This is a genomic window from Leptolyngbya sp. PCC 6406, from assembly GCF_000332095.2.
Lineage (GTDB): Bacteria > Cyanobacteriota > Cyanobacteriia > Phormidesmidales > Phormidesmidaceae > PCC-6406.
This window is the reverse complement of sequence record NZ_KI913949.1, coordinates 875,133-884,465: the sequence shown is the minus strand read 5'-3', so window position 1 is coordinate 884,465 and position 9,333 is coordinate 875,133. Positions and strand designations below refer to the sequence as shown.

At 56.8% G+C, this 9,333-nt stretch carries 10 protein-coding genes and 1 pseudogene; 4 read left to right on the top strand and 7 right to left on the bottom strand.

Translation table 11 applies throughout. The features are described from left to right. Window positions 1–216: 216 nt before the first annotated feature. Window positions 217–990, top strand: coding sequence for a 1-(5-phosphoribosyl)-5-[(5-phosphoribosylamino)methylideneamino]imidazole-4-carboxamide isomerase (gene hisA, locus LEP6406_RS0204085; protein WP_008309558.1), 774 nt, complete (start codon window positions 217–219; stop codon window positions 988–990). A gap of 331 nt (window positions 991–1,321) precedes the next feature. On the opposite strand, the gene LEP6406_RS0204080 is transcribed toward hisA, so the two are convergent. The 3 genes and pseudogenes from LEP6406_RS0204080 to LEP6406_RS0204070 all read right to left on the bottom strand — a co-directional run bounded on the left by LEP6406_RS0204080 (window position 1,322) and on the right by LEP6406_RS0204070 (window position 3,384). Beyond that, entirely contained in the window at window positions 1,322–2,503 is a 1,182-nt protein-coding gene (locus LEP6406_RS0204080; RefSeq protein ID WP_036029237.1) for a D-Ala-D-Ala carboxypeptidase family metallohydrolase, read from the bottom strand. Window positions 2,504–2,787: 284 nt separating this feature from the next. Further along, a pseudogene (locus tag LEP6406_RS26500) lies at window positions 2,788–3,126 on the bottom strand (DUF1818 family protein); the annotation flags it as partial. Window positions 3,127–3,156: 30 nt separating this feature from the next. After that, the gene (locus LEP6406_RS0204070; RefSeq protein ID WP_202807566.1) at window positions 3,157–3,384 is read right to left on the bottom strand and encodes a DNA-directed RNA polymerase subunit omega; all 228 of its coding nucleotides are present in this window, start codon (window positions 3,382–3,384) and stop codon (window positions 3,157–3,159) included. 357 nt (window positions 3,385–3,741) lie between these two features. Here LEP6406_RS0204070 and LEP6406_RS0204065 point away from each other — a divergent pair, with 357 nt between their 5' ends. Next, window positions 3,742–4,434 (top strand): GDSL-type esterase/lipase family protein, encoded by a 693-nt coding sequence (locus tag LEP6406_RS0204065; protein ID WP_036028143.1) that lies wholly within the window; start codon window positions 3,742–3,744, stop codon window positions 4,432–4,434. 3 nt (window positions 4,435–4,437) lie between these two features. Here LEP6406_RS0204065 and thiL read toward each other — a convergent pair whose 3' ends face one another. Both thiL and LEP6406_RS0204055 read right to left on the bottom strand, forming a co-directional pair. Next, window positions 4,438–5,439 (bottom strand): thiamine-phosphate kinase, encoded by a 1,002-nt coding sequence (thiL, locus tag LEP6406_RS0204060; RefSeq protein WP_008309569.1) that lies wholly within the window; start codon window positions 5,437–5,439, stop codon window positions 4,438–4,440. A gap of 9 nt (window positions 5,440–5,448) precedes the next feature. Beyond that, the gene (locus LEP6406_RS0204055) at window positions 5,449–6,579 is read right to left on the bottom strand and encodes a peptidylprolyl isomerase (RefSeq protein ID WP_008309571.1); all 1,131 of its coding nucleotides are present in this window, start codon (window positions 6,577–6,579) and stop codon (window positions 5,449–5,451) included. Between the two features lie 244 nt (window positions 6,580–6,823). On the opposite strand from LEP6406_RS0204055, the gene efp reads away from it, so the two are divergent. After that, a complete protein-coding gene (gene efp, locus LEP6406_RS0204050) occupies window positions 6,824–7,381 on the top strand; it encodes an elongation factor P (protein WP_008309572.1) in 558 nt (185 codons plus the stop codon). A 108-nt stretch (window positions 7,382–7,489) separates the two neighbouring features. Continuing rightward, the gene (gene accB / locus LEP6406_RS0204045; protein WP_008309574.1) at window positions 7,490–7,969 is read left to right on the top strand and encodes an acetyl-CoA carboxylase biotin carboxyl carrier protein; all 480 of its coding nucleotides are present in this window, start codon (window positions 7,490–7,492) and stop codon (window positions 7,967–7,969) included. Window positions 7,970–8,296: 327 nt separating this feature from the next. Here accB and LEP6406_RS0204040 read toward each other — a convergent pair whose 3' ends face one another. Continuing rightward, the gene (locus LEP6406_RS0204040; RefSeq protein WP_008310383.1) at window positions 8,297–8,761 is read right to left on the bottom strand and encodes a GNAT family N-acetyltransferase; all 465 of its coding nucleotides are present in this window, start codon (window positions 8,759–8,761) and stop codon (window positions 8,297–8,299) included. 121 nt (window positions 8,762–8,882) lie between these two features. Next, window positions 8,883–9,206 carry a DUF190 domain-containing protein gene (locus LEP6406_RS0204035; protein WP_008310384.1) on the bottom strand — a complete coding sequence of 108 codons (324 nt, stop codon included), beginning with the start codon at window positions 9,204–9,206 and terminating at the stop codon, window positions 8,883–8,885. Window positions 9,207–9,333: the final 127 nt, after the last annotated feature.

The window sequence follows — 9,333 nt, the reverse complement described above, 5'->3', positions numbered from 1 at the left end:
GAGGGGGTGTGGGGGTGGGTAATAGGAATTAAGTTTTGAATTTTGAATTTTGAATGTCCGGTAGGGGCGCGGTTTCCGCGCCCAATGCAGGATGTCGCCGTGGGGGCGTGGTTTCCCTGTCCGATGCAGGATGTTGGGGTGGGGGCGCGGTTTCCGCGCCCAATGCAGGATCCGCGCCCAATGCAGGATGTCGCTTTGGAGGAGAAATTTTGAACTATGGAAATCATCCCGGCTATTGATCTACTAGAGGGTCGCTGTGTGCGGCTCTATCAGGGTGACTATGACCAGTCCCAGGTGTACAACGAAAATCCGGTGGAGGTGGCGCGGCAGTGGGCCGACCAGGGGGCGACGCGGCTGCATCTGGTGGATTTAGATGGCGCTAAGGCGGGGAAGCCGGAAAATGGGCGGGCGATCGAGGCCATCGCTCGGGCCGTGGATATTCCCATTGAGGTGGGGGGCGGACTGCGCGATCGCGATCGCGTTTCTGCCCTATTTGATCTGGGGGTGCGCTACGCCATTCTGGGCACCGCAGCGGTGGAAAATCCTGACTTGGTGAGTGAGCTGAGCACTGAGTTTCCAGGGCGAATCATCGTGGGCATTGATGCTCGTGATGGCTGGGTGGCCACCCGAGGCTGGCTGGAAACCTCCCAGGTGCAGGCGGTTGCCCTGGCGCAGGATATGGCCCAGCGGGGAGCCGCCGCCATCATTTACACCGACATCCAGCGGGACGGCACCCTGCAAGGGCCAAATCTCCCGGCTCTGCGAGAATTGGCCCAGGCCATTGAGATCCCGGTGATCGCCTCTGGGGGCGTTAGTTCCGTGGTGGATGTGCTGAGCCTCCTAGCCCTGGCTCCGGTGGGGGTCAGTGGCGTCATCATCGGTAAGGCGCTCTACACGGGAGATATTGTGCTGAAGGAGGCGATCCGCGCCGCTGGCCCCGGTCGCTGGCAGGATGTGCCTCCGACCTTGGGCCAGTCTACCTTTGGTTAATCTGGTTAATCGTTAACCTGACCTCAACCTGGGGTTGGGGCCATTCAACCTTGGGTGAAATTATGGGCTATGGAGAACTGGGCTTAACCTGAGTTCGACAAGGAGTAGAGGGCTAAAAAACGTCAATTCGGTATCAGCGCTGTCACCCCGCCGGGAGTTCAAAATTCCCGGCTAACAGGCTCTAGTCCATTTTTAATGGCCATTAAAAATGAACTGGGAGCTGGGCTGGAGATAGGGGGGCAAGTCCGTTTTAACGGACTTCTGCCCATCCGCCAAGGCAATTTATTCCCTGGCGGATGGGCAGCGAAGCTTAAGTCGAACTCAGGTGGGCTTAGAAGCCGTAGGACCAGCGGGCACGGTAGCCCCGAGAATCGATGTGGGTGAAGACCGTAGCACTGGCTAAGCCGCCCTTGCTGCCCCACCAGCGGTCTAGCTCCGCGAACACGTCGTAGGGGTGATAGCCCCCAATCACAAAGTCCACCGCATCCCCCACGATGTGTCGGGAGGCGCTGGCTCCCCCCACCCTGGCATTGGTGGCGGGATCGCGATACCACGAGTTGACCCGCACGGGGCGATTGCCGAAAATCTTGCGGATTTCCTCCATGGCCTTGGCAATCCGCAGCATTCCGTAGACTACATCGGCACTGACGGGAATGCGGCTGCCGCCATGGGTGGCCTCCCCCCAGGTGAAGCGTCCTCCGGTTAGGATCGGATTATTGGTGTAATACACCCCGGAGAACCCAGGAAACCGCAGGGCTTTGCCGGGATCTGTCGGCTGGGCCGGATTGGTGTCCTTGGGCTTGTTATTGGTTTCCGTCCCGTCAATTTGAATATCGGGGCCAAAGGCATACCAGGTATTGCGCTTATCGGGACCGAGGAAGGCTCCAGACAGAGCCACCCGGACGTGGTTGCCCTCTGACTGACTGTAGGATTGCAGTTCAAAGGTGGTCTTGTTGCGGACAAATATTTTCTCGTTGTCCGCAAGTTGACTAGAGAGGACGGGCTTGCCCTTAAACAGGGTGTCGCTGATCACCCGCAGGTCAATCTTTTGGCCATCGATCTTGATGTCGGGATTGTAGGCGTACCAGGTATTGCGGTTTTGGGGACCGAGGAAGGCATTTGCGATCGCAACCCGCACATGGTTACCGTCGGCGGGCAAAAAGGATTGCACCTCAAACTGGGTCCCGTTTTTCACAAAAACCTTTTCCTCATCCGCCAGTTCACTAGAGAGGACAGGGCGCAGCTTAAACAGGGTGTCACTGGTCACGGTTAGTTTCACCGGAGAGCCGGTTACCTGGAGGTCTGGCTTGTAGGCATACCAGGTAAAGGTAGGGGGATTGCCTAGAACCGCATTGGCCAGTTCTAGCTGGAGGTGATTACCTTCCACTTCGGTGTAGAACTCAATCTCAAACTCCGTCCCATTTTTGACAAAAACCTTTTCCGCCTCACTCAGCTCACTAGAGAGCTTGGGGGCCAGTTTGAAAAGTGTGTCGCTGGTGACTTTGATGCGCATGGTGATAATGCATCCCCCTGTGAGGAATCGGTACTGCCCCTTGCCCACAGACAATGAATCTTCCAGGTTGAAACCTAGGGGCCAATGTACCGCTGATTATGCCCTATACCCTTTGGGATGACGTAATTTTCTTAAAAGACTTTATCCCAAGAAATCCTAGGGCGTGTGGAAAAGTAACGGGGAAACCCTTGCGGGGTAGGCATGATCACGCCCGCCCTACTGAATCAAGCTAGGGGCTGTAACCACCCCATAACCAGGAATCTGGCTTTGATTGTCCATAGCCCCTAGAAGACCTGCAAACTGGGAATGGCCTGCAAGAGCCCCGGCACCGCAGCCGGGAACCAAGTCCCTTCTCCTCGTCGCCCCGTCAGGAGAATCAACCGCAAACCATAGGACTGAGGATAACCCTCCACTTCTAGCCACAGATGGGCACTCTCTGCTTCGCAGGTAATGCGCTCTTCTGCCATCAGTTCCGTCGCCATGGTTTCCATGGTGGCGGCTAGTTGTAACCCTAGACGACAGAAATCTTGAAATTCCGCAGAACTTAGCTCCAGTGCCCAATGTTCTCCTGCTACTAGGCCCGGAAAGTCAGTGGCGTCTGGGTTCCAACCCAGACGCCACCCAGACCCTTCTTTAAGATGACGAACCGTGGCCTATTCCCCCAGAATTTCGGGCTGGGTCAGCTCGTCGGACATTTCGATGATGGCCCGCAAAACGGGCTTCATGCGGGATTCATCTAGGGATTCAAAGTCTTCGTAGCGCCGCCGCTGGGCACGATTGGCGACCTGCACCGTGATCCGATACCGATTGGAGGCGGCCTGCACTAAATCTTCGGTGCGTCGCATCAATTGCTGGTTGTCAAAGGGGGAGAAGGGCTGCAACATACTACTCACTTTTCCGGACTGGCCGGAATCTTGGAAAACCAGACGCAAAAGTCGTCTGTCTCTAAGCATAGCAGTCGAGTTGGGGGGGCACCTCAGGGACTGTCCACTCCCTCACCTCCTCTGGCCCCAGTACTGATCAGAATGGGGAACATCTCGACCTGTACGAAACCTGTAAGAAACCTGTACGAATCTACCTGCACGAAAATTTAGAAGTCTTACCTCAAGTAAAAAATTGAAAAGCATCCTTGGGAGTGATACAGTCCCATGCAGATACCTCCCTGTAACGACACCAAGGCTCCGCAGCAGTCTGACTTGCTCAGATCCGTTTGCGATAGAGCCCCTATCGAGTCTTCTATGGCGGCTACCCTTTCCCATCCTCAAGTCTCTTCTCCTCAGGTTGCGATCGCGCAGCCCCGGCGCATTGTCGCCATTGGCGACAGCCTGATCTACGGCTACGGCGATCCAGAGGGGGGGGGTTGGGTAGAGCGACTGCGCCGCCGTTGGTTTTGCCCTGAGACCCCCGGCCACGTTCTCTATAACCTGGGGGTACGGGGAGACGGCGTGCAGCGGGTGAGTCAGCGCCTGAATTATGAATTCTCTCGTCGGGGAGAACTACGGAATCGCCTCCCTGACCTCGTTATCCTCTCGGTGGGGGTCAATGACTCTGCCCGCGTGGGTAAGCCGAATGGTCGTCACCATACTGATTTTGCAGTTTTTCAAGCCCAGATGGCAGACCTGCTAGACCAAGCTCAGGATCTGGGGCCAGTACTCTTTGTGGGCATGGTGCCAGTGCTGCCGGAGCGGATGCCCTTTGCCGAAGTGCTGTACTACAACCACACTGATCAAGGGCGCTATCGGGATATCACCGCCGCTGCCTGTGATCAGCGCCAGATTCCCTACCTGGATGTGCTGGATCTCTGGCTGGGTCGGGGGGATGCCTGGTGGCGACCGCGCCTCTCTGGCGATGGCCTACACCCCAATGTGGAGGGCTACCGCGCCCTGTTGGAAGACATTACCCAATGGTCTGCCTTTCAACACCTGCTGTAGGACTTAAAAATGGCGGAAACTGTTTTCCCAGGGCAGGGGCTGGCCATCCCCATCCTCCGCCTGCTCCAGTAGAATCACCCCCTCACCAGCCTCTACGGTGCCGATGATCGCGGCTTCAGGGCCAAGGGACTGGGTGAGAGCTAAGGCAATCTCCGGCGGCAGAGCCAGCACCAGCTCGAAGTCTTCTCCCCCGTACAGGGTCCAGTCCAAGGCCGTTTCGGGACCGACCCAGGACAATAAGCCTGGGGGAAAGGGCAAGTGCGATCGCACCAAGCGTGCCCCCACCCCACTGGCCTGACACAGGTGCAACACCGCATTGGCCAGCCCATCACTGCTGTCCATCGCCGCCACCGGCAGCGCTGTCCCCTTTCCAGAGGGAAAACAGTGGTGCAGGGCGGCCACAGCATCAAAGCGGGGCCGGGGGCGCTGGTGGGACCGGATAAAGCGATCCCGCATTCCCGATACCAGCCCCACCCCCGATTCAGGTTGGAGCAACAGTTCCAAACCCGCCCGCGAGGCTCCATGGGCACCCGTGGCGACGATTACCTGCCCCGGCTGTGCGCGATCGCGGTACAGCATCCGGGCAGGATCCCCTTGCCCCAGAGCGGTGATGGCCAGAGACACCTGGGAAGATCGCACCACATCCCCCCCCAGAATGTCACCCCCATAGTCCCCTAAACAGGCCAGCATACCTCGGTACACCGCCTCCACCCAGGCCACGGCCACCGTTCCCGGCAGGGCCAAGCCCACAGTAATCCCCAGAGGCACCGCCCCCATCGCCGCTAGGTCCGATAAATTCGCCGCCACCGCCCGCCAACCCACATCCTCCGGTGCAGTAGTGCGATCGCTAAAATGCACCCCCTCCACCAAGACATCAGTGGTCACCACCAAACTTGCCTCGGGCCGGGGCAACACCGCCCCATCATCCCCAATGCCCTGGCAAAAGGGCTGGAGCCGCCGAAGCAACTCCAGTTCCCCAATATCCCCAACGGTTTCCAACACCATGCCCTAGGGCTACACCCCTTGGGGTTGCACCAGGTTTTCTAACCCTGTCACCACACGGGCCGACTCAATTGAATCCTCCTGGCTTAGCTTCTCCAGTACCTCCTTGCCCTCCACCACATAGCCAAATACGGCATAGCGGCCATCCAGCAGGTTTAACCCAGCAGGGGTCAGCTCCGGCTCAAAGAGGAAGAAGAAAAACTGGGAAGAGCCACCATTGGGCTCACTCTCAGGTCGCGCCATACCCAGGGCACCAAAGGCAGAGAAGGGCAGCACAGGCTGTTCCAAATAGCGGCCCAAAGACTCCAAGGTGTTGCCATAGACGGGTTCGGTCTCCCCTTTGACCAAAATCTCTAGAGGAATAGAACGGTATTCACCAGTTTTGGGATCGATGAACCCCTCGTCTGGTCCCACCGGATCCCCGGTTTGCAGCACATAATTGTCTTCGGCTCGGATGAAGGGCAGGTGGTCATAGAAGCCGCGCTGCACTAAATCCACAAAGTTACCCGCAGTGACGGGGGCACTGTAGCCATCCACGATGGCGGTGACCGTACCCTTTGTGGTTTCAAAGGCCACGGTGGCTCGACCCTTGAGTTGGGGCAGCATGCTATATTCCGCTGGCACCTCAAAGGGAAACTCCGCCACCATTAACGCCTCTAAAGATCCAATGGTCTGGAGTAAAGATTTCCGCAACCGCTGTACTGCTGACTTATCGCGATTTTCGATAGCCTCAAACATGGGGATCAATCCAGCCTGGAGATCGTCCAGAAGAGTGCTGGCGCGATCTCGATCCGCAGCGGATACCGTGTCTAAAATGGCCTCCCGGCGACGGCTTAGCAGCCGATCCACCTTTTGCACATCTCCCCGCATCGGTGCCCAGCGTTTGCTGCGGAGCCACTGGGACAATCCCTCCAGATCTTCCTGGATTTTGCGCAGGTCTTTACTGTCAATGGGCAGGGAATAACGCAGCAGGGCTTGGCCGTCAGTAATGGCATTGCCGGGGGGCAGGTAGGCCACAAGGGCCTGATCTAGGGTGGTGGCCCCAGCGGTCCCAGGATGGATTCCGACCTCTCCGGCGATGAGGCCCAGCCAGAGGAGGGTGGCGAGGAGGGGAGGGGTCAGCCAGTGCTTGAGTAGTTGCATGGGGGTGAATATCGGTGAATATTATCGATGGGGACAGCGATGCCCACGGCATCCTGCCGCTTTGATCTTGCCATAGGGCGGTTCATCTCCATAGGGCAGGTGAGATTCCGGCGAGGTGGGTAACTGATTATGGGGGTGGAATAACTGCCGATCAAACGTGGGGAAATTCCGACTGGGCGGTAAAATGAATTGCCGATTATGCAGATAATTTGCCGATTATGCAAACCTTTAAGTATCCAGGGCCATGATTTCCAGTAATGACTTTAGAACCGGCGTCACTATTGAGTTGGACGGATCGGTGTGGCGGGTTGTGGAATTCTTGCACGTCAAACCGGGTAAGGGCTCTGCCTTTGTCCGCACCAAGCTCAAAAATGCTCAAAATGGCAGCGTTGTAGAGCGGACCTTCCGGGCTGGGGAATCAGTGCCCCAGGCCACCCTGGAGAAGCGAAATATGCAGCACACCTACCGAGAGGGTGAGGATCTGGTGTTTATGGACATGGAGACCTATGAAGAGGTCCGCATGGTCAGCAGCCAGATCGGCGATCGCGTCAAGTACCTCAAGGAAGAGATGGAGGTCAGCGTGGTGTCCTGGGATGGCCGAATTCTAGATGTGGAGCTGCCCAACACGATTGTTCTGGAGGTGACGGAAACCGATCCCGGCGTGAAGGGAGACACTGCTACCGGGGGCACGAAGCCCGCCATTGTGGAGACGGGAGCCCAAGTGATGGTGCCCTTATTTATTGCTCAGGGTGAGCGCATCAAAATTGATACTCGAACTGACTCCTATATGGGGCGCGAATAGGGGAGTCGGGAATAGGGGTTACGAATCATTTTTGGGTGGGTGTCGCCCCAAAGCGCCCCTGGGAAAGAAAGGTGGCAATCACCGCTGTGTTGGTAGGGAGTGGATTTGGTGGAACTCAATTTTCAGGAGCTACGGGAGCTGGTTGCGGCACTGAACCAGACCGACATTTCAGAGCTGATCCTCAAAAGTGCAGAGTTTGAACTAACACTGCGGAAGCCGGGATCGGTTCCGCTGGCGACGGCGGCTCCCATGTCCTCAGCGGCTCCTAGCCCTGCTCCCGCTGCCCCACCCCCACCAGCGGTGGAGCCCGTCTCACCACCACCGTCGTTGGTGGTGGACAGCAGCTTGATAGACATTACCTCGCCGATGGTGGGCACTTTCTATCGCTCCCCTGGGCCAGATGAGTCTCCCTATGTGGAGGTTGGCGATCGCATCCAGACGGGGCAAACGGTCTGCATTATTGAGGCGATGAAGCTGATGAATGAGCTGGAGGCGGAGGTCTCGGGTGAGGTGATGGAAATTTTGGTGGAAAATGGCCAGCCTGTCGAGTTTGGCCAGCCCCTCCTGCGACTCCGCGCTAGCAAGTAGGCCACAGATAATTCTGTTGAGTTAAATCCTGTGATGGCTGCTAGGGACTAGTGCTGCTTGGCGGAAATAAGCTTACGATTCTGCCGCACTAGTACTCTGCGGCGCAAGTCCTGTAACCATTTCCCCTAGGCGTTGCCTTTCTGCGGTGCATTGCTTCGCGTGGGCGAAGCCGCGCCTTAGCGCTATGCACCCTACGAAACCCTGAAAATCAAACTTGTGCTCTATCAGCCCAATATTTTCCGGTCCCCTCTCCCCGTGGGAGAGGGCTAGGGTGAGGGGCCGAGGTTTGCCACGATAGAACGGTTAGGCTATTTACGCCGCCCAGTACTAGAGCTTTTTTGTCATAAATACACTATTCGGGTCGTCAATGTAGTCTGCGAAAGGGCCTCGGTACTGGAACCCATAGCGAAGGTACAAAGCTCGGGCCGGAGCAAACTCTGCTTGAGCCCCTGTTTCTAAATGCAGGTGATGGTACCTCCGCTGTTGGGCTGTGGTAATGATGTGGTTCAGAATTTTCGAGGCTACCCCCCTACCACGATGGGCCTTGGCAGTACGCATAGATTTGATTTCACCACTGCTTGCATCCAGTTCCTTCAGTGCCCCGCACCCGAGTAATTCATCGCCTGCCCAAGCCGACCAGAAGGTAATATTGCGCGATCGCAATGCCTCTAAGTCAAGGGCATGAACGCTTTCCGGCGGTGTAATCTCCTTCATATCTTCGAGGTGCTCCCGAAGAAAGTCAGTAATCTTGCTACCCGTTAGATCATCTTCGCGAATCTGCAATCGGCTCATCTCCTTAACATCGCCAGGAAATTCCAATTGATCCTGTAGCGGTTTTCACTCGGGCTAAGGACAGGCAAGGGGCTTAAGCCCCTTGTTCACCTAGGGAACCGCTATATCCTCGGGCGGCGGCTTACACCGTCGGGTATTGGGCCATTTCCATATCCTCCAGGGTGACAATGCAGGTCTTGAGCATTTCCGACTGGTCCGCTAGAAAGCCCTCCACCGATGCCTCTTGCCCCAGTAGGCGCACCTCAATGGGGAGATCCGAGGGGAAAGCCATACGATTAGCGGTGGGGATCGCCAGTTGGGGGCCAAAGCCCTCCATGCTTTTAAAGGCCATGGCGCTGTAGATGCCTTGCTCTAGGGCCGTGGCGATAACCGCCTCGTGCAGCGGTCGCGTTCCCCAGCGGCTGGCTTCACTGGTATAGATGCTGAGTTTTTTCCAGGTCGTCATAGCCGTGTGTGATCTTTTGATCTCTCTGTAGATTTGATCTCTGAAAATGAGTCGGTCTGCTGGAGTTTTACCGCAAGATGTGGTCGGATAAACCGATGGTGTATTAACTCATTACCCATCGGTTTGT

Coding starts and splice junctions, on each gene's coding strand:
- hisA (WP_008309558.1), top strand. CDS start 217: ATGGAAATCATCCCGGCTATTGATCTACTAGAGGGTCGCTGTGTGCGG.
- LEP6406_RS0204080 (WP_036029237.1), bottom strand. CDS start 2,503: ATGCGCATCAAAGTCACCAGCGACACACTTTTCAAACTGGCCCCCAAG.
- LEP6406_RS0204065 (WP_036028143.1), top strand. CDS start 3,742: ATGGCGGCTACCCTTTCCCATCCTCAAGTCTCTTCTCCTCAGGTTGCG.
- thiL (WP_008309569.1), bottom strand. CDS start 5,439: ATGGTGTTGGAAACCGTTGGGGATATTGGGGAACTGGAGTTGCTTCGG.
- LEP6406_RS0204055 (WP_008309571.1), bottom strand. CDS start 6,579: ATGCAACTACTCAAGCACTGGCTGACCCCTCCCCTCCTCGCCACCCTC.
- efp (WP_008309572.1), top strand. CDS start 6,824: ATGATTTCCAGTAATGACTTTAGAACCGGCGTCACTATTGAGTTGGAC.
- LEP6406_RS0204040 (WP_008310383.1), bottom strand. CDS start 8,761: ATGAGCCGATTGCAGATTCGCGAAGATGATCTAACGGGTAGCAAGATT.
- LEP6406_RS0204035 (WP_008310384.1), bottom strand. CDS start 9,206: ATGACGACCTGGAAAAAACTCAGCATCTATACCAGTGAAGCCAGCCGC.